The sequence below is a fragment of the Streptomyces sp. JJ66 genome (genome assembly GCF_019303495.1).
GTDB lineage: Bacteria > Actinomycetota > Actinomycetes > Streptomycetales > Streptomycetaceae > Streptomyces.
The window spans coordinates 83,119-104,483 of record NZ_JAEVFI010000002.1 but is presented as its reverse complement, the minus strand read 5'-3'; the positions used below and the strand labels follow the sequence as shown (position 1 = coordinate 104,483).

General features: G+C 73.3%; 21 protein-coding genes. 2 read left to right on the top strand and 19 right to left on the bottom strand.

Translation table 11 applies throughout. From position 1 onward, the window contains the following. Positions 1 to 477: 477 nt before the first annotated feature. The 11 genes from JJV70_RS02480 to JJV70_RS02430 form a co-directional block, all read right to left on the bottom strand. Positions 478 to 669 carry a hypothetical protein gene (locus tag JJV70_RS02480; protein ID WP_219045873.1) on the bottom strand — a complete coding sequence of 64 codons (192 nt, stop codon included), beginning with the start codon at positions 667 to 669 and terminating at the stop codon, positions 478 to 480. Then, on the bottom strand, positions 666 to 1,076 hold the full coding sequence (locus JJV70_RS02475) for a hypothetical protein (protein WP_219045871.1): 411 nt from the start codon (positions 1,074 to 1,076) through the stop codon (positions 666 to 668). Before JJV70_RS02475 ends, JJV70_RS02480 begins: the two co-directional genes overlap by 4 nt. 7 nt (positions 1,077 to 1,083) lie before the next feature. Continuing rightward, on the bottom strand, positions 1,084 to 1,500 hold the full coding sequence (locus tag JJV70_RS02470; RefSeq protein ID WP_219045869.1) for a hypothetical protein: 417 nt from the start codon (positions 1,498 to 1,500) through the stop codon (positions 1,084 to 1,086). A 202-nt stretch (positions 1,501 to 1,702) separates the two neighbouring features. After that, on the bottom strand, positions 1,703 to 2,950 hold the full coding sequence (locus tag JJV70_RS02465; RefSeq protein ID WP_219045867.1) for a helix-turn-helix domain-containing protein: 1,248 nt from the start codon (positions 2,948 to 2,950) through the stop codon (positions 1,703 to 1,705). Between the two features lie 359 nt (positions 2,951 to 3,309). Then, positions 3,310 to 3,756 carry a PIN domain-containing protein gene (locus JJV70_RS02460; protein WP_219045866.1) on the bottom strand — a complete coding sequence of 149 codons (447 nt, stop codon included), beginning with the start codon at positions 3,754 to 3,756 and terminating at the stop codon, positions 3,310 to 3,312. Then, positions 3,753 to 3,995 carry a type II toxin-antitoxin system Phd/YefM family antitoxin gene (locus tag JJV70_RS02455; RefSeq protein ID WP_219045865.1) on the bottom strand — a complete coding sequence of 81 codons (243 nt, stop codon included), beginning with the start codon at positions 3,993 to 3,995 and terminating at the stop codon, positions 3,753 to 3,755. Before JJV70_RS02455 ends, JJV70_RS02460 begins: the two co-directional genes overlap by 4 nt. Before the next feature lie 201 nt (positions 3,996 to 4,196). Further along, the gene (locus JJV70_RS02450; RefSeq protein ID WP_219045864.1) at positions 4,197 to 4,781 is read right to left on the bottom strand and encodes a TerD family protein; all 585 of its coding nucleotides are present in this window, start codon (positions 4,779 to 4,781) and stop codon (positions 4,197 to 4,199) included. 96 nt (positions 4,782 to 4,877) lie between these two features. After that, positions 4,878 to 5,504: a class F sortase gene (locus tag JJV70_RS02445; protein ID WP_219045863.1), complete on the bottom strand. Its 627-nt coding sequence runs from the start codon at positions 5,502 to 5,504 to the stop codon at positions 4,878 to 4,880. A gap of 14 nt (positions 5,505 to 5,518) precedes the next feature. Next, on the bottom strand, positions 5,519 to 6,289 hold the full coding sequence (locus JJV70_RS02440; RefSeq protein WP_219045862.1) for a hypothetical protein: 771 nt from the start codon (positions 6,287 to 6,289) through the stop codon (positions 5,519 to 5,521). Positions 6,290 to 6,921: 632 nt separating this feature from the next. After that, the gene (locus tag JJV70_RS02435; protein WP_219045861.1) at positions 6,922 to 8,796 is read right to left on the bottom strand and encodes a SpoIIE family protein phosphatase; all 1,875 of its coding nucleotides are present in this window, start codon (positions 8,794 to 8,796) and stop codon (positions 6,922 to 6,924) included. Positions 8,797 to 8,893: 97 nt separating this feature from the next. Then, on the bottom strand, positions 8,894 to 11,317 hold the full coding sequence (locus JJV70_RS02430; protein WP_219045859.1) for a SpoIIE family protein phosphatase: 2,424 nt from the start codon (positions 11,315 to 11,317) through the stop codon (positions 8,894 to 8,896). Between the two features lie 143 nt (positions 11,318 to 11,460). Here JJV70_RS02430 and JJV70_RS02425 point away from each other — a divergent pair, with 143 nt between their 5' ends. Together JJV70_RS02425 and JJV70_RS02420 are read left to right on the top strand one after the other, a co-directional pair. Next, the gene (locus JJV70_RS02425) at positions 11,461 to 12,270 is read left to right on the top strand and encodes an SAM-dependent methyltransferase (protein WP_219045858.1); all 810 of its coding nucleotides are present in this window, start codon (positions 11,461 to 11,463) and stop codon (positions 12,268 to 12,270) included. A 77-nt stretch (positions 12,271 to 12,347) separates the two neighbouring features. Next, positions 12,348 to 13,802 carry an FGGY family carbohydrate kinase gene (locus tag JJV70_RS02420; protein WP_219045856.1) on the top strand — a complete coding sequence of 485 codons (1,455 nt, stop codon included), beginning with the start codon at positions 12,348 to 12,350 and terminating at the stop codon, positions 13,800 to 13,802. Positions 13,803 to 13,910: 108 nt separating this feature from the next. On the opposite strand, the gene JJV70_RS02415 is transcribed toward JJV70_RS02420, so the two are convergent. The 8 genes from JJV70_RS02415 to JJV70_RS02380 all read right to left on the bottom strand — a co-directional run bounded on the left by JJV70_RS02415 (position 13,911) and on the right by JJV70_RS02380 (position 21,344). Further along, positions 13,911 to 15,047, bottom strand: coding sequence for an RNA polymerase sigma factor (locus JJV70_RS02415; RefSeq protein WP_219046169.1), 1,137 nt, complete (start codon positions 15,045 to 15,047; stop codon positions 13,911 to 13,913). 201 nt (positions 15,048 to 15,248) lie between these two features. Continuing rightward, positions 15,249 to 17,171 (bottom strand): DNA primase, encoded by a 1,923-nt coding sequence (dnaG, locus tag JJV70_RS02410; protein ID WP_219045855.1) that lies wholly within the window; start codon positions 17,169 to 17,171, stop codon positions 15,249 to 15,251. A gap of 39 nt (positions 17,172 to 17,210) precedes the next feature. Then, positions 17,211 to 17,804: a Uma2 family endonuclease gene (locus JJV70_RS02405; protein ID WP_257573219.1), complete on the bottom strand. Its 594-nt coding sequence runs from the start codon at positions 17,802 to 17,804 to the stop codon at positions 17,211 to 17,213. 106 nt (positions 17,805 to 17,910) lie between these two features. Beyond that, positions 17,911 to 18,453 carry a GNAT family N-acetyltransferase gene (locus JJV70_RS02400; RefSeq protein WP_219045852.1) on the bottom strand — a complete coding sequence of 181 codons (543 nt, stop codon included), beginning with the start codon at positions 18,451 to 18,453 and terminating at the stop codon, positions 17,911 to 17,913. A gap of 78 nt (positions 18,454 to 18,531) precedes the next feature. After that, positions 18,532 to 19,389, bottom strand: a complete 858-nt coding sequence (locus tag JJV70_RS02395) for an FkbM family methyltransferase (RefSeq protein WP_219045850.1) — start codon at positions 19,387 to 19,389, stop codon at positions 18,532 to 18,534. Then, on the bottom strand, positions 19,386 to 19,598 hold the full coding sequence (locus tag JJV70_RS02390) for a Trm112 family protein (protein WP_219045848.1): 213 nt from the start codon (positions 19,596 to 19,598) through the stop codon (positions 19,386 to 19,388). The genes JJV70_RS02395 and JJV70_RS02390 overlap by 4 nt, the downstream gene beginning before the upstream one ends. Next, on the bottom strand, positions 19,588 to 20,598 hold the full coding sequence (locus JJV70_RS02385; RefSeq protein WP_219045847.1) for a DMT family transporter: 1,011 nt from the start codon (positions 20,596 to 20,598) through the stop codon (positions 19,588 to 19,590). The genes JJV70_RS02390 and JJV70_RS02385 overlap by 11 nt, the downstream gene beginning before the upstream one ends. A 2-nt stretch (positions 20,599 to 20,600) precedes the next feature. Next, on the bottom strand, positions 20,601 to 21,344 hold the full coding sequence (locus JJV70_RS02380) for a bifunctional 2-polyprenyl-6-hydroxyphenol methylase/3-demethylubiquinol 3-O-methyltransferase UbiG (RefSeq protein WP_219045845.1): 744 nt from the start codon (positions 21,342 to 21,344) through the stop codon (positions 20,601 to 20,603). Positions 21,345 to 21,365 lie beyond the last annotated feature (21 nt).

Sequence of the window (21,365 nt, the reverse complement as noted above, 5' to 3'; positions counted from 1 at the left end):
GTCGGCTCGGAAGTGCTCGCATGAGGCGCCCTCCCTTTCTCTGTGGGTCTGAATTGGTCATTCGTGAGGACGGTTGGCGAGTCTGTCCCTGCGGTCGCCATGGGGTGGGTGCGGGAGAGACCAGACGCCGCGCTGTGGGCACGAGTAGGCACAGGTTCGGCGTCGGCCCGAGGACGGCCCGGTGGTGCCGGTCCCTCGTCTTGACCCGCCCCGGCGGTACGTCCGTCACTCCGGGACGGCCGGGGCGGGAGTCTTCCGTTGTGGGTTACCCGCTTTAGGTCGGTGGCGTCCGCGGGGGCTCGGCGTGGCCGTGTTGGTCGCGGGCTGTCGGCGTGCGCCATGCGGGTTTGGTGCTCCACGACGGCTCGGGCCGTGAGCGGTGCGGATTGCTCGTGCCAGGCCATGGGGGACTCCGAGACACACCACGGAAGGCTCGGGGAGGGGCACCAGCGTCAGCAACAGTGGTGGTGCTGGCGCTTACTGGTTCTCGCGCCAGCTCTGGAAGCGCGCCAGGGTGGTCAGGTCGTCGTCCGGGTACGGCGGGGTGTGGGGCAGGCACTGGCGGCAGATGTAGAGGGTGTGGCCCGGCCCGGTCGCGGCGTGCACGCGTCCGGCCACGACGGTGTCGTCCGTCAGCAGGCCGCACTCCGTGCAGGTCATGGCATTCACGGCCGCCTCCCTGGATCGGTTGCGGGCTGTGCCGTGGTGAGCGCGTGGCTCAGGGCTTGGTGCAGGGCGGTCGGTTCGGTGAGGTAGTGGTCGCGGGCAAAGGGACGCATCCAGAAGTTCCCCGGCGGGGTGACCCGGTGCGGGGCGGGCACCACCAGGCAGGAACGCGCGCTCAGCACGCGCACGGTGGGCAGCGTCCAGGCGTCGGCGGCGTGCACCGGCACCAGCCAGTACACCAGCGCCCCGTAGCCGTCGCAGATGACGGAGCCGCACTGCTGCTCGTCCAGTTCGGGCAGCGCGAGGGCGGCGATGTCGGCGGTGGCGCGCACCGCGTCCCAGTGCACTCCGGCGTCCATCGCCAGCTGCTCGGTGGGCGGCGGCTGGAAGGGCGGGATCAGGGTCAGCACCGCCGCGTCACCGCCCGGTTTCCGCAGGGGGCGCGAGGACCTGTCCGGCCCGCGTTGACACGGCGAGGAACGCGCCGTGTGCGCGCAGCCAGGTGTCGATCTGTCGCCGTTCGGTGTCGGTGTAGCCGCACATGGACCGCACCGGGGTCACGATGCCCGAAGCCTCGCGCCGCTCGATCATCTGCACGACCCGGGTCCACTGCTCGCGTAGCTCCACCGGGGTGGCGTGCGGGCTGTGGTCCAGCAGCACGGCTGCCGGTGTCCAGTCGCGGGCCTGGGCGTACCGGTGCAGGCCCCGCACGGTCGTCTCCGCGTCGTGGCTGGGTGGGACGCAGGCGTACAGGACCACGTGCACGGGTGGCAACCCGGCCGCCGCGTCGGCGATCTGCCTCCGGCGGGCGGCGTCTTCGCGTGTTCTCTTCATGCGAGTAACGATCTCGCTACTTGCTGTGCAGGTACAGAAAGGGGATGGACGACTACTGAAAGTCATGCTGTTTGAAGTCGTCCGACCCGTACCACTCGTCCCGCCGTCTAGTCAGCAAGTGAGCCTGCTCATGCGAGTTCTGCTGCTGCGTCAGCTTGCACTCGTCCGGGACGTGCGAGGCCCCAGTCGGCTCACGGGCGAGTCAACGGCTTGTCTTGTGGGTCGGCGGTGCCAGGGTGCCCATTCCGGCAATTGGCGGCATGTCGATCATGGCCATGACCCGACGTAGCCTCGCCGTGGAGGCCCGTCCGACTTTCTGTGCGATCACGCCCGGTAGTGCCTGGTGGCGGCTCCACTCCGGTGCGGCGAGCATCGTCCGCTCCAGGGTCTCCAGGCTGGCGTCCCACATGCGGGCGTCGGCTTGGGCCATGGCGATGTCCAGCCGGTACCGGTTGCGGGCCGAATCTGCGAGCGCGCCAAGCTGCGTGTCCTCCAGGTCTTTGGCGAGTGCCAACGCCTTGCCCGCGCTTTGCATCGTGGCGTTCACCCCTACCGCCTGCGTGGTCGCGGTCACCGGTCCGAAACGGGCGCCGTGGAAGTTGTGCTCGCTGCCCAGGCGTGCGCCCACGGCATGCAGCGTGGACAGGAAGTCGCGCGCCCGGTCCTCCACCTCCAGACGCGCGGCCGTCACCGCGCAGTGCGTGACGAGGTTGCCGTAAACGGTCAGCTGCTCCGCGCTGTGGTCGGAGTAGCTAGGCTCCACGCTGGCCGCCGCCCGCTCCGAGAGGGCGAGGGATTCCGCCAACCGCCCGTCGCGCATGTACACCCAGGCGAGCGCCGAGTCCACGCGAGCGGCACGCAGCGAGTCGCCGCCGCGCAGTGCGGCCGCGCGGGCGTAGCCCCCGGCGGCGTAGGCCAAGTCGCGCGAGTTGAGCAGATTCGCCGCGCACGCCGCGATCTGATACGCGTCAGACAGCAGCTTGAGCGCGTGCAACTCGTCCTCGCCATCGGCCTGCTGGGCTGTGACCGACGCCTCCGAGAGTAGCGGTACGAGGATCGCGCCCAGCTCCACATACTGGCCGGACCAGTACAGGTCCCAAGCGCGTTCGGTGGCGGCGGCCAGTTGCGGGAGCGGCACCGGTTCCGTGTGCTCGGGATGGAACCCCAGCGCGGCGTCGTGCACCGCACCCGATACCGCCCGCAGCGCGGCACGGATGTTCTGGTCCATCGCCCGGCGCGGAGCCTGCTGGCCCAGAATCACGGAGGTGTCTACGGACAAGGCCGCCGCGATCTTCATCAGGGTTGGCAGGGTCAACTTCTTGTCTTGCTCAGCCTTCTGGATGGTGACGACGGATAGCCCCGTCATCTCGGCCAGCGAGGCTTGCGTCGTCGATTTCCCCCGCAGCATCTTGATGCGCTCACCGGTGCTGTATTCAGCCCACTGCGCCATACTGGCCTCCAGTTTTGTGGTGACACTCAGGACGTTACCCCTGACGCCGAGTTGGGGAACAGCGAGCGGCCTCCCGAATGGTCGTGGGGCCGCTTGCTGGGTACCCGGTACGTCGGTGCGGGCGCGCCCCGCGCCTGTGCTTGCTGCCAGGCTGTGCTCGGCGTGGTGTGGGCCGCCCGGGTGGCGGGCGTGCCGGTGGACGGGGTGTGGCCCGAGGACGCCTCCCGAACGGGGTGACGCGACGCCGCCCGCGCTGAGCACGGGTGCGCGGCACCCGGCCGGAAACGCGCGGGAGAGGCACCGCCCGGGCGGAGGCGAGCGGGTTCCGCCCACGGGTGCCGTGCCCGGTTCGAGCGCAGCTACAGGTCGTCCGGCAGGAGCCGGAACGCGGCATGGCCGGTCAGTGGACGCAACGTCCGGAAGTGCCGGTCGCTGGTGAACAAAGCATCGGTGCGGTACGCGGCAGCCAGGGCGACGTTCATCGCATCCGCCAATCCCACACCCTTACCGCCGTCGGCGTCCGCGTACCCTTCAGCCACCGCGATGGCGGTGCTCAGATACGGGCTGACCGCAGGCACCTCGAATCGGCGTGTCGCGACGTTGCGTTCGACAAACCGGGCAGCAGCCAGAGCCTTGCGGGCACCTGCCCGTGCTGTGATGAGGTAGTCCAGTTCGGTCAGGACCATCGGAGACACGACGAGGTGACTAACCGAAGCGAGCGCCTTCTTGTGCTCGGCGTGTCCCGCCAGGTTCGGGTCGAGCAGGCGGTACAGGGCATTGGTGCCCGCGACGGCGACCAGGTTCACGAGCCCATTCCCCTGAGCGTTTCCTGAATATCGTCATCGGTGAGGTCGGGCAGGCCAAGCTCGGGTAGATCTATGTCTCCCATCGGGTCGGTCGGGTAGGGAGGGACGTCGTCACCGGTCACGGGCACGAGCCGGGCGACGGGGGTGCCGTTCTTGGTAACGGTGACGGTCTCCCCGCGCGCTGCGATGGCAAGGATCTGCGAGGACTTCTGGTTGAACTCGCGGGCCGTGGTCTCCATGTAGTACAGGTTACTACAAGCGGCGTTCCTCAGGCTGGTTCCGGGCATGGTGCCTCCTGGCCACGGCTTGGGCCACGCCCCCCACACGCGAGGACCGTCGGCCCTGTCCGGCTTGCCCCGCACGCCACGCACTGGCTGCTCGCCCGGGGTGAGCCAGCAGGCGTGCGGGGCGCGGCGCCTCTGGGAGGGGGCAGTGGCGGTTTACTTGCTGACGGCGAAGCGCATCAGGGAGTGTTCGTCGCCCTGCTTGATCTTGCCGGTCTCGTTGATGACCTGGAGTTTCCAGCCCGCGCCCTCGCGGATCGCCTTGGCCACGGCGCAGCCGTTGTCGGTGGTGAGCAGGCTGGGCCAGATGTCGGCGACCTGCTGCGTGCTGCCGCCCGTCGCGTCGTAAACCTTGAAGCTGATGTTGCGCGCGTTCTTGAAGGCGCTTTGCTTCTTGAACGCGGCGGCGACGAACACGATGGCGGTGATGTTCGGCGGGACGCGGCCGAACTCGACGGTCACCGTCTCGTCGTCGCCGTCTCCGTGGCCGGTCTGGTTGTCCCCGCTGTGCACGAGTGAGCCGTTGCCGAGCGGGTCGAGGGAGTCCAGTCCGGCCAGGCGTACCGGGTCCGCGCCCTGCATGGCGACGGCGATGAGGTCGAGGTCCGTGCCGACCTTGCGGCGCAGCTTGCCGACCAGGCCCCCGCTTCCTCCGGCCGTGGCGTCCCAGGAGACGCCGATGGACATGTGGGTGACGCCGGTCAGGTCCGCCGGGCCGTCTTCCTTCGTGAGAGTGATCACGCCTGTTCCCTTTCGTACGCGCGGGGCTGCGGTACGGCAAGTGTGCCTGACCCCGGGCGGGTTCGGGCCACCAGGTGGCAGCGGGGCGCGGGCCGGTCAGGGCACCGGGCTGGCGGTGAGCACCAGGTTGGCGCGGTAGGCGCGGCGGCTGGGGTCCCAGTCGGCACAGGTGATGAGGGTGAGGCGGGGTGCGGTGGTGGGGGCGTAGACGGTGGCGGGAACGGCGTTCTTGGGGTGAACGCCCGTCTGCGTCACGGCGTAGGCGGCGGGTTGACCGTCGTGGCGGTCGATGACGATCCGGTCACCGGGGCGCAGGGCGCCCAGGCCGTAGAACGCGGCGGGGCCGGTGGCGGAGTCGAGGTGGCCGACGAGGAGGACGTTGCCGCTCTCGCCCGGGGTGGGGGAGTGGGTGAACCAGCCGGCGTGGGCGGGGTCGCGGGGGAGGGCGATGGAGTCGTCCGCGTCCAGGCCGACGGGCTCGACCGGGGTGCTCAGGCCGAGTGCGGGGACCCGGATGCGCGAGGGTTCCGAGCGTGGCAGGGGACGCCAGTGTGGGCCGGGGGGCGATGGCGCGGCGGCCGGGGCGGGCGTGGTGGGCGCGGGGGGCGGGGGTGGCTGGGGAGTGGGGAGTCCGAGGGCGATGAGGACGCTGCCGGCGGCGGCGCAGGCGGTGGCCGCCGCGGTGAAGGCACCGCGGCGGCCACCGAGCCGTGGGCTGGGCACGACTGGCTTTTCCGTCAGGCGGAGCGGCGGCGGCGCAGGTAGAGCGCGCCGGCGGCGGCTGCCAGGAGCCCCACCCCGGCGGTGGTCGCCACGGTGCCCATGGCGTCCGCGTCCTGGCTGCCGCCCAGGCCGCCCTTGACCGGGCCCTTGGCGGACATCATCAGCGGTCCGCACAGCGCCGGGTTGGTGGCCTCGGCGGGCAGGCTCTTGTCGAGGTCGGAGGGGCCGAGAACGTCGTCGTACTTGCCGTTGCCGTTGACGTCGATGCCGTGCACGACGACGACGGCGGTGCCTTCGCGCAGGCTCTTGGCAGCGGCGTCGCTGACCTTGATCGTGCGGTGGTAGTCAATCGTGGAGCCGACGGGGAAGCGGTCGATGGCCAGCCCCGAGTCGGGGCTGGTGTCGCCGGTGGTCGTCAGCGAGGTGCCGATCGGGCCGTAGAAGGGGGCGCCGTCGGTGGTGAAGATGGACTTGCGGCCGTTCACCGTGCGGGCGGCCGAGGCGGGCGGGCACTGGCCCTTGGCGGCGATGTGGAAGTGCTGGGCGTGCGGGGCCTCGCGGAGGAGACCGTTCGCCTTGACCTTGACGGTGGCGTGGTTGCCCTTGAGGGTGACCATGGCGGTGCCCGAGCCCTTGACCTTGCTGAACGGGACCGGCTTGAGGTGGGCCTGGAGGTGCACCGAATCGCCCTTGGGCATGCCGCCGGCGACGGCCGTGGGGGCGAGGGCGAGCGTGGGTGCGAGGACAGCTGCGCTGGCCAGGGCTACGGCGGTAGTGCGGTTCATGGGTCTCTTTCTGCTGGTGAGGGTGGCGAGGCCCTGCGGGGTGCGGCCACGTCCGGTGGACCGGGGGCCGTCACGCGGCGAACACGCGCCGATGCGTTCCGTTTCAGCCTCGGGTGGTTGCCGGGCCGGTGCCACTTGGCTCGCGGCTCCGGCGCGCGTCGCGTCGCGGCCCGGTCCGGTGAGAACCCGCACAAGTGCGCTGTGGTGCACGGCCGTTGGGATTGGCGCGGGGTCGCGCGCGGCGGTGGGGATGGCGGCCGACCGATCGGGTGAGGGCGGGCTTCAGGGGAGGCCAGCGGGGTGCGGGTCAGGGGTTGACCCGGGGGTGAAACGGGAGGAATCTGGACGTATACCAGGTAGTCGGAGAGCCGCACCGCTGACGGAGACGTTCGTCGGCAGGAGACTTTTAGCGGGCCCTGGCTAGGCCCTCGGCGATCCGTGGGCACCGGAACCCCGGCGACGACCGGGGTGGAGGGTGCCACATCGGATCACCGGGGACCGTCGTGTGTCCGGGGCCCGCGCGGTGCGTCGGCGGACGGTCCCTACCCCGTGATCGGTCCCTACCCCGTGATCGGTCCCTACCCCGTGATCGGTCCCTACCCCGAGAACGGTCCCTACCCCGTGATCGGTCCCTACTCCGTGAGGGGTGGGGGCGTCGGATCGGTGCCGTCCGGGGGGAGGGCGCCGTCTGGGATGTCCTGTTCGGCCCAGACGATCTTCCCCGTGGGCGTCCGGCACGAACCCCAGCGCCGGCACAGCAGGTTGACCAGCTGGAGCCCGCGTCCGCCCTCGTCACTGAGCGAGACGTGCTGAATCTGCGGCAGGTCCGGGCCGGTGTCGGAGACCTCCACCACCAGGCGGTGGTGCCGCAGCATGCGCAGGGTGCCGGGTCCGCCGCCGTAGCGCAGGGCGTTGCCGACGAGTTCGCTGACGACGAGTTCGGTGGTGTCCGCCAGTTCCTCCAGCCGCCAGCGCGCGAGCTGTTCGCGTACCGTGCGGCGGGCGAGCGAGGCGGCCGAACCGTCCCCGGGCAGCGCCCACCGCTCCAGCAGGGCGCCGCCGCTTCCGGGGTGGGCGGCGGAGACGATGGCCACGGCCTCGTCGAAGCGCTGCCCGCCCGCCGAGGCGGCCTCCACCAGGGTTTCCGCGCGCAGCCCGGTGCCGCTCAGCCGGGCGGCGGCCGTGCGGAGCCGGGCAAGCGCGGTGTCCACGTCGTCGGCGCGGTTCTTCACCAGTCCGTCGGTGTAGAGGACCAGCCGGTCGCCCTCGGCGGCCTTGACCTCCACCGCGTCGTACGGGATGACGCCTGAGCCCAGCGGCGCGCCCACCGGCAGCTCCACGTACCGGGCTTGCCCCCCGGCGTCCACGACCAGCGGCGGCGGATGCCCGGCGGCGGCCACGGTGTAGCTGCCGTGCAGCGGATCGTGCACGGCGACCAGGCAGGTGGCGACCTGGTCCTCCTCCAGGTCACGGGCGGCCAGGTCCATCCGGGCCAGGACGCGTTCGGGGGCGATGTCGAGGTTCATCAGGGTGCGCGCCACCGCCCGCAGGCGGCCCATCGTCGCGGCGGCGGCCAGCCCGTGACTCATCACGTCACCCACCACCAGCGCCGTGCGCCCGCCGGGCAGGCCGACGACGTCGAACCAGTCGCCGCCGACGCCGCTCGGGTCGGCGGCCGGGGCGTAGCAGGTGTTGACCGAAAGCCCCGGCGTCGGCGGCGTACCGCGCGGCAGCAAGCTGCGCTGCAACGAGACGACGGCCTGCCGCTCGCGCCCGTACAGCCGCGCGTTGTCCACGTAGACGGCGGCCTTGGAGGCCAGTTCCACCGCGAGCGCCACGTCGGTGCGGGAGAAGCCCGGCCGCCCGGCGACGCGGATGAAGTCGGCCATGCCCAGCAGCACGCCGCGCGCGATCAGCGGCACCGCCAGGTAGGTGTGCACCCCGGCCCGGCGCATCGCGAGGGCCGCGTTGCGGGTCGGCGCGATGCGCGCGTAATCGTGCGGGCGGATGCGGCTGACCAGCACCGGGACGCGGTCGGTCAGGCAGCGGGCGGGGATGCTCGCCGCGCGGCGGAAGGAGAGGTCGCCGACCGGGTCCGGCTCCAGGTTCAGCCCCGGCATCTCCGAGACCGCGATCGCCCGGGTGACCGGCAGCTCGTCCTCGCGCCAGCACGGGGCGTCCTCGCCGCGCAGGATGCAGTCCAGCACATCGACGGCCGCGCCGTCGGCGAGATCGGGGACGCAGAAGTCGGCGAGCTCCTGTGAGGTGCGCTCCAGGTCCAGGGTGGTGCCGATGCGGGTGCTGGCCTCGTTCAGCCAGGTCAGCCGGGAGCGGTGGGCGAGCACGTGGTGCAGCGCCTCCCGCGTGCGGCGCACGGCGGCCGTCGCTCGCGTCGGGCTGGCGAGGAAGCGGTGCCGCCCCGCCTGCCTCCGCTCGATGACCACCGCGTCACCTCCTGGGCCGTCGCACCGGCCGGATCGCGTTCCGTGGTTCTCCGGTGGACACATTCTGCCCCGCCGCGCCCCGAACGTCGCGTGGGCGGACGCCACTGATCCGCGTCCGGTCCACGCCCCCGCCGCCGGGTGCCGCACGGCGGCGCGCCGCTCAGCCGGTGACCCGCAGGAGCAGCAGCGCGACATCGTCATGATGCGGACGGGCGATCGCCGGGGCGATGAGGCGGTCCGCCAGCGCGTCCAGCGCCAGCTGACGGTGTTCGGCCAGTCGCCCGGCCAGCGCGGTGACGCCCTCGGTGTAGCTGGCGCCGCGCCGCTCCACCAGTCCGTCGGTGTACAGGAGGAGGACGCAGCCGGGGGCCAGCTCGGCTTCCGTGGTGGGGTAGGCGTCGTCCGGGAAGCAGCCCAGCGGCATGCCGCCAGGCACCTCCAGCTCGCGGGCGCGCCCGTCCGGGGCCAGCAGGATGGGGTACGGGTGGCCCGCGCGCGCGACCCGCAGGCGGCGGCGCCGGGCGTCCACCTCGGCGATGCAGCAGGTGGCGAACAGGTCCGTCTCCAGGTCGCACAGCATGGTGTTGCCCCAGGTCATCAGCTCCGACAGGCCGTACTGCGCGGTGGCCCGGGTGCGCATCGCGGTGCGCAGCTGCCCCATCACGGCGGCGGCGCGGGCGCTGTGCCCCTGGACGTCGCCGATCAGCAGCGCCGTCCGGTGCTCCGGCAGGGGCAGGACGTCGTACCAGTCGCCGCCCACCTCCAGCCCCGCCGAGCCTGGGCGGTACCGCACCGCCAGCTCCACGCCCGGCGAGCGCGGCACGTGCCGGGGCAGCATGAGGTGCTGCAGCTCGGTCAGGTACTGGCGGTGCGCGTCGTGCAGCCGGGCGCGGGCCAGCGCCTGGCCCAGGATGCCGCTGGCGGCGGTCAGCACCGTGCGGTCGTCCGCCGAGAACCGGCGCGGCGCGGAGTAGGTGAGGGCGCACGCTCCCATCAGCCCGTGGGCTGACGCCAGCGGCAGGATCGCCCACGCCTGCCCGCCCGGCAGCGGGGCCAGCCGCGGGTCGGTGATCCGGGCGCGGCGCTCGGCCGGTGACGCGAACAGCATCGGCTGTCCCGCGTCCAGCTCCGCCAGCTCCGGGTGGCGGTGCGCGGCGTCGGCCACGCGGCGCAGGTAGCGCGTCCCCTCGGCGTCGAAGCCGCGGGCCGCCGCGAGCCGGTAGCGGCCCTGCTCGTCGCGCAGGAAGAGCGCCATGGTGGAGCCGCCGAGCGCGGGCAGCGCCGCGTTCTCCACGGCGGTGAGCACGTCGTGCGTGGTCAGCGCGACGGCCAGCTCGCGGGTGAGGGCGAGCACGAAGTCCTTGCGCGCCTCGCGGGCCGACTCCCGCTCGTGCTCCTGGGTGCGGTCCTGGGCGACGCCGATCATGCCCTGTGGCTCGCCGCCCCGGTCGAAGACGATCCTGCTCTCCGCGTCGAGCCAGCGGACCGTGCCGTCCGGGCGCACGGCGCGGAATGTGACGCGGTACTTCCCGGTGCGGTAGCTCTCGGCCACCGCCTCGTCCACCAGCGGCCGGTCGTCGGGGTGGAGGGCGGCGAAGAACGTCTCGATGCGGCCGTCGAAGGTGTCCGGGTCGATGCCGAACAGGCCGCACAGCCGCTCGTCCCACACCAGCCGGCCGGTGGTGAAGTCCCAGTCGAACGTGCCGATGCCCGCGTTGGACATGGCCAGCTCCAGCATCGCCGCGCGGCCCCGGCCCGCCGCGATCGCCCCGGGCGGCGGCTCACCGGCGGCCGGGGCGCCGTCGCCGCCGCTCAGCAGGCGTTCCCAGCGGTGCGCGAACGCCGTGCCCAGGGCGTGCAGATGGTGCTCGGTGGCGGCGTCCAGCGAGGCTCCGGACGGCACCCGCAGGCTGAGCACGCCCAGGCAGACGCCGTCCAGCAGCAGCGGCACCGAGGCGTACGCGTCGGACGCGTTGAGCGGGACCGTGCCGTACCGCGCCGGGTCCACGCTCGCGCGCGGGAAGTCGGAGGCCGTCGAGTACACCGTGCGGCGTTCGCGCACGGCCCGGGCGGCGGGCAGCCAGGACTCGGCGGGCAGCGCGCGGTACGGCTCCAGCAGCGGCTCGGGAAACCCGGTGAAGGCGACGAGCTGGAGGGTGCCGTCGCTGGTCAGCCGGTGCACGGCGCCCGCTCCGGGGAGGTCGCCCGGGGCACAGGCGGACACGGCCGCGGACAACATGCCCTGCACGTCGTCGCACCGCAGCAGCGCGACGAGGTGGTCGGCGAACGTCGTGCCCATTGCAGCCATGGTCCGCCACGGGGTGGGGTTGCGCGACGGGAGCGATCCCCGGCAGGACGGGAAGCGATCCAGGCAGGACGGGAGCGATCCCGGCAGGACGGGAGCGATCCCCGGCAGGGGGCTGGCCAGGGGCGGGTCAGGGGTGCCCGGCACCGGGTGGAAGGACAGGCGGGTGAGCAGCTCCGCGCGGTGGAGGCCGGCGACGGCGGCCACCAGGTCGGGGTGGGGCGGCAGCGGCGCCGCCCGCCGGTCGTGCTCATCCGGGGCCGTCAGGCGCGGGAACACCGCCGGGGAGCCGCCCCCAGGCGGCCACGATGACGCACCTCACGCGGGCGGACGGTACGTTGGCCCCACCAGCACCCGTGTGACGTGCACGACAGCCACACCAGCCACACGCACACCAGCCACACCAGCCCAAAGGAGGCCCAGTGAGCGGCGACCGCATACCCGGCGGGGGCGAGCCCGTGATCGACAGCAGCGTGCCGCACTCGGCGCGCATCTGGAACTACTGGCTGGGCGGCAAGGACAACTACGAGGTGGACCGGATCGCGGGCGACCAGTTCCGCGAGGCGTTCCCCGCCATCGCCGCCAACGCGCGCGCCTTCCGCGCCTTCCTGTCCCGCGCGATCCGGTACCTGGTCGCCGAGGCCGGAGTGCGCCAGTTCCTGGACATCGGCACCGGGCTGCCCACCGTGGACAACACCCACGAGATCGCCCAGCGCGTCGCGCCCGCCTCGCGCATCGTCTACGTGGACAACGACCCCCTCGTCCTGACCCACGCCCGCGCCCTGCTCACCTCGACGCCCGAGGGAGCCACCGCCTACCTCGACGCCGACCTCCACGACCCCGGCGCGATCCTGAAGCAGGCCCGTCAGACGCTGGACTTCGGCCAGCCGATCGCGCTCATCCTCAGCGGCATCCTGGGGCACGTCATGGACACCGGGGAGGCGCGCGGCATCGTGCGCGAGCTGGTGTCCGCGCTGCCCTCCGGCAGCTACCTGCTGATTTGCGACGGCACCGACACCGACGAGACGCTCAAGCAGGCGCAGGCCCAGCACAACGAGGGCGGCGCCGTGCAATACCAGCTGCGCAGCCCGGCCGAACTGGCTGAGTTCTTCACCGGGCTGGAGCTGGTGGAGCCCGGCCTCGTCTCCTGCCCGCTGTGGCGGCCGGACGCCACCGAGATCGGCGAAGCGGTCCCCGTGGACTCCTACGGGGCAGTCGCCCGCAAGCCCTGACCCGGACCCGGGGGAGTCGGCACCGATGGCATGCCCGCCCGGGGGAGCCCGGGTGGGCATGCGGCATCATCGGGGCCATGGGGATAGCCGCCGGTCTGGACAGTTCGTCCGAGTACACCCGCATCGTCGTCTGCGACACCGACACCGGTGCCGTCCTGCGGCAGGGGTACGCCCCGCATCCCGGCCCGGCTCCCGAGGGCGGGGGGCGGCGCACGGAGATCGACCCGCAGGCGTGGCTCCTCTCGCTCGGGGAGGCGGCCGGGGGCGGCCTGCTGGAGGGCGTGCAGGCCATCGGCGTCTCCGCGCAGCAGCAGGGCATGGTCGCGCTGGACGCGGCCGGGAACGCCGTGCGCCCCGCCCTGATCGGCAACGACCTGCGCGCCCAGACAGCGGCGGCCGACCTGGTGGACGGGTTCGGCGGACGGGCGGCGTGGGCGCAGGCGGTCGGTCTGGTGCCGCAGTCCGGGGAGCCGGTGGCCAAGCTGCGCTGGCTCGCCCGTAACGAGCCGGACGCCGCCGCCCGCACCGCCGCCGTCCTCCAGCCGCACGACTGGCTGACCTGGCAGCTGCTGGGCCGCCCCACCCGCCGTACCACCGACCGGGGGGACGCCTCGGGCACCGGCTACTGGTCGGCGGCCACCGGCGCCTGGCGTCCCGACCTCGCCGAACTGGCCCTGGGACACCAGGTGGTGCTGCCCGAGGTGGTGGGACCGGCCGACGCCGCCGGGCAGACGCCGGAGGGCCTGCTGATCTCCTCCGGCACCGGCGAGACCATGGCCGCCGCCTTCGGGCTGGGCCTGGGCCTGGGCGACGCCGTGGTCTCGCTCGGCGCCTCCGGTTCCGTCTTCGCCGTCCACCACGAGGCGCTGGCCGACCCGAGCGGCACCATCACCTCCTACGCCGACGCCACCGGGCTGCACCTGCCCGTCGTCCGCACCTCCAACGCCGTGCGGGTGCTGCGCGGCACCGCCGAGCTGCTGAGCTGCGACCTCGACGGGCTCTCCGAGCTGGCGCTGAAGTCCACCCCGGGCGCCTACGGGATGGTGCTGCTGCCGTACCTGGAAGGCGAGCGCACCCCCGAACTCCCGCACACCGCGGGCACGCTGGCCGGGCTGCGGCGCGACTCCATGAAGCCCGAACACCTGGCGCGGGCCGCCTTCGAGGGCATGCTGTGCGGGCTCGCCGACGCGCTCGACGTGCTCCGGCGCCGCGAGGTGCGGGTGAACCGGGTGTTCCTGCTGGGCCAGGCGGCCGAACTGCCCGCGGTGCGGCGGCTGGCGCCGGAGCTGTTCGGCGCGCAGGTCCTCGTCCCCGAACCGGCCGACTACACCACGCTCGGCGCCGCCCGGCAGGCCGCCTGGGCGCTCGGCGTCGCGCAGGGCCACACCTCACCCGCGACGCCGCCGCAGTGGCCCGCGCCCGTCGCCACGCTGTGCGAGCCGGACGACGAGGGGCTGGCCGTCGGCGGCGCGGTGCGGCTCCAGTACGCGGCGGTGCGCGACGAGACGCACCCGGGCGCGTTCCCGGCGTGAGCCGCCGCCGGGTTCCCGGTGCGGGGAGCGGCTGCCTTCCCGGTGCGGGGCGCGGCCGCGTCACCGGGGTGTGCCGAGCGGCCGCGTCCCCGGGGTGCGCCGCGCGGTTCAGTCCAGGTAGCCGCGCAACTGTTCCGCGTACGCGTGGCCGCGCAGCTTGCTCAGCGTCTTGGACTCGATCTGCCGGATGCGCTCGCGGGTGACGCCGAAGACGCGGCCGATCTCCTCCAGCGTGCGTGGGCGCCCGTCCGCCAGCCCGTAGCGCAGCTGCACCACCTCGCGCTCCCGCTCGCCGAGCGTGGACAGCACCGCGTCCAGATGCTGGCGCAGCAGCAGGAACGCCGCCGACTCCACCGGGGAGGGCGCGTCGCCGTCCTCGATGAGGTCCCCGAGGTGGACGTCGTCCTCCTCGCCCACCGGGGCGTGCAGCGAGACCGGCTCCTGGGCCAGCCGCAGCACCTCGTTGACCCGCTCCGCGCTGAGGCCCAGCACGGCGGCGACCTCCCGTGCCGTCGGCTCGTACCCGCGCTCCTGGAGGATGCGACGCTGCGCCCGCACCACCCGGTTGATCAGCTCCACGACGTGCACCGGCACGCGGATCGTGCGCGCCTGGTCCGCGAGCGCCCGGGACATCGCCTGGCGAATCCACCAGGTGGCGTAGGTGGAGAACTTGAACCCGCGCGCGTAGTCGAACTTCTCCACCGCGCGGATCAGCCCGAGGTTGCCCTCCTGCACCAGGTCCAGCATGGTCAGCCCGCGGCCGATGTACCGCTTCGCGACGGACACCACCAGGCGCAGATTCGCCTCGATCAGCCGCCGCTTGGCCAGCCGCCCCTGGACGACGAGGCGGTCCAGGTCCAGGGCGAGTCCGGTCTCCAGCGGCCCGCCAAAGGACAGCTTCGCCTCAGCGAACAACCCGGCCTCCACCCGCCGCGCCAGCTCCACCTCCTCGGCGGCCGTCAGCAGCGGGATACGGCCGATCTCGCGCAGGTACTGGCGGAACAGGTCGGCGGACGGGCCGGTGCCGGACGCCACGCCCCCGCCGGAGGGCGCGGCGGGGGGTGGCCCGGCTGGTGCTTCCAGCCGCAGCGGCGGGGACAGGTCGAGCGGTGCGGGCGCTCCTTGCTCGGGGCGTGCGGCGGGCACCGGCACGTCACCGGAGAGGTCTGCCGTGGCCGGTGCGGGGGAGGGCGCGTTGATGAGAGACACAGTTCGGGTCTGCACGAGGGCGACCTCCAGGGTGATCGCTGCGGGTTCGCTCCGTGGTTGCGCCGTGCTCGTGAGTGTCCAGGGGACACCGGTCCCAGTGTGGGGTACGACACATGGCGCTCAGTAGGGGTGTGCGGCGAGTTTTTACCGCTCCGGCTACCCAACGCCTCAGCAGGACTACGGAAAGGAAGGAAACCGGTCGCTTGGCAGGGGCGGCAAGCGGGTGCGGGTGGCCGCCTACAGGGCGGCGGCGCCCTTCGCGCGCAGGGCCGTGGCGTACTGGTTCAGCACCCACAACTCCTGCCACACCGTGGCCGACTGCTCGTGCCGCCCCTGCGCGTCCAGCCGCCGTGCGCTGCCCTCCAGCTCCGCCACCCGGGCCCGCACCGCCGCCAGCCGGACGGCGACCAGCTGCTCGCCCGCGTAACTCGCGTCCGGCTCGCCGCCGCCCGGGTTGCGCGGCGACTCCACCGCCAGCTCCCGGATCAGCCTGCGCACACCGTCGTCCGGCGCCGCCTCCTGGACGCGGGTGAGGTACGCGCCGTCGGCGCCCTCGGTCCCGCCCGCGCGCTCGATGACGGTACGCACGACCGCGTACGGCTCGGCGGTGAACTCGTCCGCCCCGTAGGCGTCGAACACGGGGGCCACCAGGTCCGGGAACTGTAGCGCGAGCTTCAGCAGTTCCCGCTCCACCAGGTGGGCGGGGCTGCGCAGGTGTAGCGCCGGGCCGCGACGCCCCGGTGCGGCCGATGCGGGCGGCGTGGCGCCGCGACCGGCGGACGCGGGGGGCGGAGCCTGGGGCCGCCGGGTGCTGTCGCGGCCGCCGCTCCGCCGCTTCCACTGGGCCAGCTGCCCCACCCGGCGCACCACGAACTGGGTGTCCATGATCCCGAGCAGCCCCGCGAGCCGGACGGCGTACTCGTGCTGGAGCGAGCCGTCCTTCAGCTGGCCGACGATCGGTGCCGCCGCCTCCAGCGCGGCGGAGCGGCCCTCGGCGGTGTCCAGATCGTGCGCGTCCACCACCGAGCGCAGCGCGAACTCGAACAGGCGCGAGCGGCTGTCGATCAGCTCGCGCACCGCCGCGTCACCCTTGCTGATGCGCAGCTCGCACGGGTCCATCCCGCCGGGGCTGATCGCGATCGAGGTGCGCGCGGCGAACTTCTGGTCGTCCTCGAACGCCCGCAGCGCGGCCTTCTGCCCGGCCGCGTCCCCGTCGAAGGTGAAGATCACCTCGGTGCGGGAGTTGTCCATCAGCAGGCGGCGCAGGATCTTGATGTGGCCCTCGCCGAACGCGGTGCCGGACGTCGCGATGGCCGTCGTCACCCCGGCCAGGTGGCAGGCCATGACGTCCGTGTAGCCCTCGACGACGACGGCCCGGCCCTCCTTGGCGATGTCCCGCTTGGCCAGGTCGATCCCGTACAGCACCTGCGACTTGCGGTAGACCGGCGTCTCGGGGGTGTTCAGGTACTTCGGCCCGTTGTCGTCCTCGCGCAGCTTGCGGGCGCCGAAGCCGACGACCTCGCCGGTGATGTCGCGGATCGGCCACATCAGGCGGCCCCGGAACCGGTCGATCGGGCCGCGCCGCCCGTCCTGCGACAGCCCGGAGAGCACCAGCTCCTTGTCGGTGAAGCCGCGCCCGCGCAGGAACCGCGTCAGGTGGTCCCAGCCGGCCGGGGAGTAGCCGACGCCGAAGTGGTGGGCGGCGGCCTGGTCGAAGCCGCGCTCGTGCAGGAACCGCCGGGCGACCTCGGCCTCCGGCGCGTCCAGCTGCTCGGCGTAGAACTGCGCGGCCACCTTGTGCGCCTCCACCAGCCGCGTCCGCTCACCCTGCTGGCTGGCCCGCCCGTAGCCGCCCTCCTCGTACCGCAGGGTGATCCCGGCCTGCCCGGCGAGGCGTTCGATCGCCTCGGAGAACGAGAGGTGGTCCACCTTCCGCAGGAAGGCGATCGTGTCCCCGCCCTCCTGGCACCCGAAGCAGTGGAAGAGCCCCTTGCTGGGGCTCACGTGGAAGGACGGCGACTTCTCGTCGTGGAACGGGCACAGCCCCTTCAGGTTCCCGCCCCCGGCCGGGCGGAGCTGGAGGTATTCGGAGATGACGGCGTCGATGGGGACCGCGTCCCGCACCGCCTGCACGTCGTCGTCGTTGATCCTCCCAGCCACGCCCGCCAGTCTACGGCGCGCCGCCGCCCGCCCCGCCGCTCACCGTGCCCCCTCGGCCCGCGCGAAACCCGTGGTCTCCAGCTCGAACCCGAACGGCTCGGGCACGTACAGCGGCTCGCCGAACGAGACGGTGTGCCGCGAGCGGTACCCGTGCTCGGAGGGCTCCCAGAACGCGGTCGCCTGCCTCACCTGCATGTCCACCAGCAGGTAGACCGGAACGTGACGGCCGTAGGTCACCAGCTTGTCCCGCCAGTCCGCATCGCGAGTGGACCTGGACGTCAGTTCGGCCACCAGGGACAGGGCCTCACCATCGACGTGGCGCACCTCTTCGTCGAAGGCGTGCTCCTCCGCCACATACACGTCCGGGCCATAGGCCCTGCGGGCCGTGGGGAACGTGAACAGGAAAGGGGAGGTGTCGGCGATGTGCCCCTGCGGCGCGTGCTCTTGAAACCGCTGCCGGAGCAGTCGCATGGCGCGCATATAGGAGGGATGGGTCCAGGGTGACACGACGATCTTCCCCCCGATGAGCTCAGCCTTGAAACCCTCTGGAGTGTCAAGCTCCTCAGCGGTGCGAAGTAGCAGTGTGTACTCTTCCGCGCTGAGTTCTTCTGTGGCCGTCGGCTGATCAAGCATGATCGTCACGCTTTCCTCCGATGCTCACTCGCTTGACCTTTCTCTGGTCACCGTAGGGGTGCCGGAGGGCCTCAAAACCGCACCGTTAGCCCAAACGGGGGAGGCGTTAACCGGACAGTTCCCGGGCGAAGACGTGGTGGGGGCCTACGCCTTCGATGGTGAACTCCTCGCCGTGCACGCGGTAGCCGTGGCGTTCGTAGAAGCCGCGCGCTTCGGTGCGGCCGTTGCACCACAGCACCCTCGCGCCGCGCGCCCGGGCCTCGGCCGTCCCGGCCGCCAGCACCGCCGCGCCGTAACCCCGGCCGCGCGCGGCTGCCGCGCTGGCCATGCCGCGCATGCGGTACGCCGGGCCGGGGAGGCCGCCGGGGCCGGGGAAGGGCTCGGGGTAGAAGCTGCCGCAGCCCAGCACTCTGCCGTCACCGGCATCGGCGCCGTCACCGGCATCGGCGCCGTCACCGGCATCGGCGCCGTCACCGGCGTCGGCGCCGTCACCGGCGTCGGCATCCGTGGCGTAGGCCGCGATGTGGAAGGCGCCCTCCCGCGCGTCCTCCGCGAACCGCGCAGACTCGCGCGGCAGGCCGGGCCGCAGCACGCTCCAGCGCAGCTCGAAGACCGTCTCCAACGGCACGACGGCGGTTCTGATCGGCATGCGGGCAGCGTACTGCTCCGCCGCGCCACAGGGGCAGCCCACCGCGACGGCGAGGTTCCGGCGGAGTGGTGGACGGCGTCAGGGGCGCGACGGGGGTCCGGCAGAACCGCGCGGCAGGGGTCCGGCAGGCCCGCGTGGTGGGGGTGGCGCCCGGCGGGCCGCGCGGGGGACCTCGATCGCCGGGGTGCGCCCGGTGGGGAGGAACAGCACGGAGTTGACGTAGCGGCGGTGGGGAAGCAGCGTGCGCCGCAGCAGGCCGTGTTCGGCGACGTGCGCGGTGTGTTCCTGGTGCTCGGCGAGGTTGAACGCCGCGAGCGGAATCCAGTGGGCGGCGGGCAGCACCCAGCCCTCATAGCCGTGCGCGGTGAGCAGTTCCAGCACGGGGGCGAGCGGCTGGATGCGGGTCTCCAGCTCGACGAACAGCGCTGGCCGCCAGCGTCGCAGGGTGGCCTCGGCGCCGCGCAGCACCGCCGCCTCGTGGCCGTCCACGTCGATCTTCACCAGCCGCACGTCCGTGAGCCCCAGCCCGTCCACGCTGACGCAGGGGACCTCCAGCCCGGTCGCGTGCACCTGGTCACGGCGCACCAGGGAGGAGACGCCGCGCTCACCGGTGCCGCCGGGGGGCAGCCAGAGCGTGGCGGTGCCGTCGTGCTCGCCGGCCGCCGCCCCCACCACGCGCACGTTGCCCGGGGTGGTGGCGCGCAGCGCCCGCGCGAGGCCCGGCACCGGTTCCACGGTGACCACCCGGTCCGCGCGCCGGGCCAGGCGCCGTGTCCACGGCCCGTACCAGCCGCCGATGTCCACGGCGGTGCCGCCGCGCGGGCAGAAGTCGGCCAGGCGGCGCAGCTCCGGCTCGAAGCGCGGGTAGACGCGGTGGGCCGTGGCGGCGATCACCCGGTCGGGCAGGTGGGGCGCGAGGCGGGCGGCGAGGGTCACCGTGGCTCGGTGGCCGTGCCGTAGCGGGCGTGCTCCGCGTCGCTCACCGGCTCGCCGGAGGACGGGAGCAGGCGCGGCACCCCCTCGACGACCGGGTAGCGGCGGCGCAGCCGGGGGTTGTAGAGGCTGGTGCCGTCCGGCAGCAGGACGAGCGGACCCTTGTCGAGGGGGCAGGCGAGGATGGCCAGCAGGGGGTCGTCAGGGGACATGGCGAATTCCTTCCGTGCGGGGGTCGGGGATCAGGCTCGCGGTGGGCTGCCCGGCGGCCGGTGCCAGCCCGGCGGCCGGTGCCAGTGGCGCTGCCGCTGGTGGGGGCGGGGGAAGGGTGGGGGCGGGTTCGTCGTGCCGGGGCAGGCTCAGCAGCACGGTGACGGCCAGCGCCGCGCCGCCCAGGCGCAGCGCGAGCCGCAGCGGCTCCTCGGGGAGCGGCTCGTCGAAGGCGATCGTCCCGGCGGCGACGGTGAACAGGAACGTCACCGTGGTGCACACCGGGACGATGAGCGAGGCTCGGCACCGCTGGAGTGCCGTCTGTGAGAGCACCAGCCCGCTGGAGCCGGTGCACAGCAGCAGGTAGGGGTAGGGGGAGGTGAGGACGGCCAGCGCCCAGTCCAGCAGGCCACGGCCCTCCAGCAGTCCGGCGACGCCCTTGATGGCCAGCGAGCTGACCCCGTACAGGAAGCCGACGGCCACCCCGTAGGGCACCCCGGCCGTGGGCATCCGGTGCCGCCGCTTGCCGCGCCGCTCGGCGGTGACGAAGATGCCCAGGCCCAGCAGCAGGGAGGGCACCGTGAGGGCCAGCAGCAGCGGTGTGGGCGCGGTGTGGCTGATCAGCTCCGGGCCGCCGCGCAGGGACAGCACGATCATCACCAGCGCGAGCAGGATCGCCACCATGGCCAGGCGCTCCCGCCCGCTGGACTTCTCGCCCAGGAAGACCGGCGACAGCAACAGCAGCATCACCAGGCCGGTGACGAACAGACCTTGCGCGGCCACCAGCGGCAGCGTGCGGTAGACGGCGAGCTGGGCGACGAAGCCCGCGCCCAGCGACGCGGCGCCGACCAGCCACAGCGGGCTGCGCAGCAGGTGCAGCACGACGTGGGCGGGGCGGGCGGCGGACAGCGCGGGCAGGCCGGACAGCGCCCGCTTCTCCACCACGAAGCCGACGCTGAACAGCAGGTTGGCCAGGAGCGCCGCTCCGACGCCGACCCACACGGCTAGCCGCCCTCCCGGTGGCCGGGGAACGCCGCGCGGTCGGCGCGGCGGGCGTGCACGAGCAGGATCGAGGCGAGCGAGGGGGCGTGGCAGGCGAGCCGGTCCAGGGGACGCAGCGGGCGCGGCACATCGTGGTAGGGGGCGCCGGTGATGCGCACGATCTCGAACCCGGCGGCCGGTAGCAGCGAGCGCAGCGCCCGGGCGGTGTACAGCCGCAGGTGGCCGACGACCTGGGCGCCGGGGCGGCCGTGGATGCCGCGCAGGGACACCTCGGAGAACACCGGCTGCACTCCGGCCAGCAGCAGCCCCCGGTTGTACCAGGCGGCCAGGTTGGGCGTGGACAGCAGCAGGTGGCCGCCGGGCCGCAGTACGCGGTGCAGCTCGTCCAGCGCGGCGTCCGGGTCCACCAGGTGCTCGATGACCTCGCTGAACAGCACCGCGTCGGCCGCCCCGGTGGCGAACGGCAACGCCTGCAACTCCCCGCGCACGGCGGTCAGGTGGGCGCTGGCGCGGCGCAGCGCGTCGTGCGACCAGTCGCTGCCGACGATCCGCTTGCCGGGCAGCAGCGGCGCGGCGGTAGCGGCGGCCGTGCCGTCCCCGCAGCCGATGTCCAGCACCGTGCCGGGGCCGGGGCCGAGTGCGCGGGCGAGGATGGCGGCCTGGCGGCGCGAGCGGTCGGCGCCGGAGGCGACCGGCGTGGCCGGGTTCTCGTACAGCTCCTGGAGCGTGTCGGTCCGTGCGGTCATGGCCGCGCCCCCTTTCCGGTG

Coding starts and splice junctions, on each gene's coding strand:
- JJV70_RS02470 (WP_219045869.1), bottom strand. CDS start 1,500: ATGAAGAGAACACGCGAAGACGCCGCCCGCCGGAGGCAGATCGCCGAC.
- JJV70_RS02465 (WP_219045867.1), bottom strand. CDS start 2,950: ATGGCGCAGTGGGCTGAATACAGCACCGGTGAGCGCATCAAGATGCTG.
- JJV70_RS02455 (WP_219045865.1), bottom strand. CDS start 3,995: ATGGAGACCACGGCCCGCGAGTTCAACCAGAAGTCCTCGCAGATCCTT.
- JJV70_RS02440 (WP_219045862.1), bottom strand. CDS start 6,289: ATGAACCGCACTACCGCCGTAGCCCTGGCCAGCGCAGCTGTCCTCGCA.
- JJV70_RS02435 (WP_219045861.1), bottom strand. CDS start 8,796: ATGTGTCCACCGGAGAACCACGGAACGCGATCCGGCCGGTGCGACGGC.
- JJV70_RS02420 (WP_219045856.1), top strand. CDS start 12,348: ATGGGGATAGCCGCCGGTCTGGACAGTTCGTCCGAGTACACCCGCATC.
- JJV70_RS02405 (WP_257573219.1), bottom strand. CDS start 17,804: ATGCTTGATCAGCCGACGGCCACAGAAGAACTCAGCGCGGAAGAGTAC.
- JJV70_RS02400 (WP_219045852.1), bottom strand. CDS start 18,453: ATGCCGATCAGAACCGCCGTCGTGCCGTTGGAGACGGTCTTCGAGCTG.
- JJV70_RS02390 (WP_219045848.1), bottom strand. CDS start 19,598: ATGTCCCCTGACGACCCCCTGCTGGCCATCCTCGCCTGCCCCCTCGAC.
- JJV70_RS02380 (WP_219045845.1), bottom strand. CDS start 21,344: ATGACCGCACGGACCGACACGCTCCAGGAGCTGTACGAGAACCCGGCC.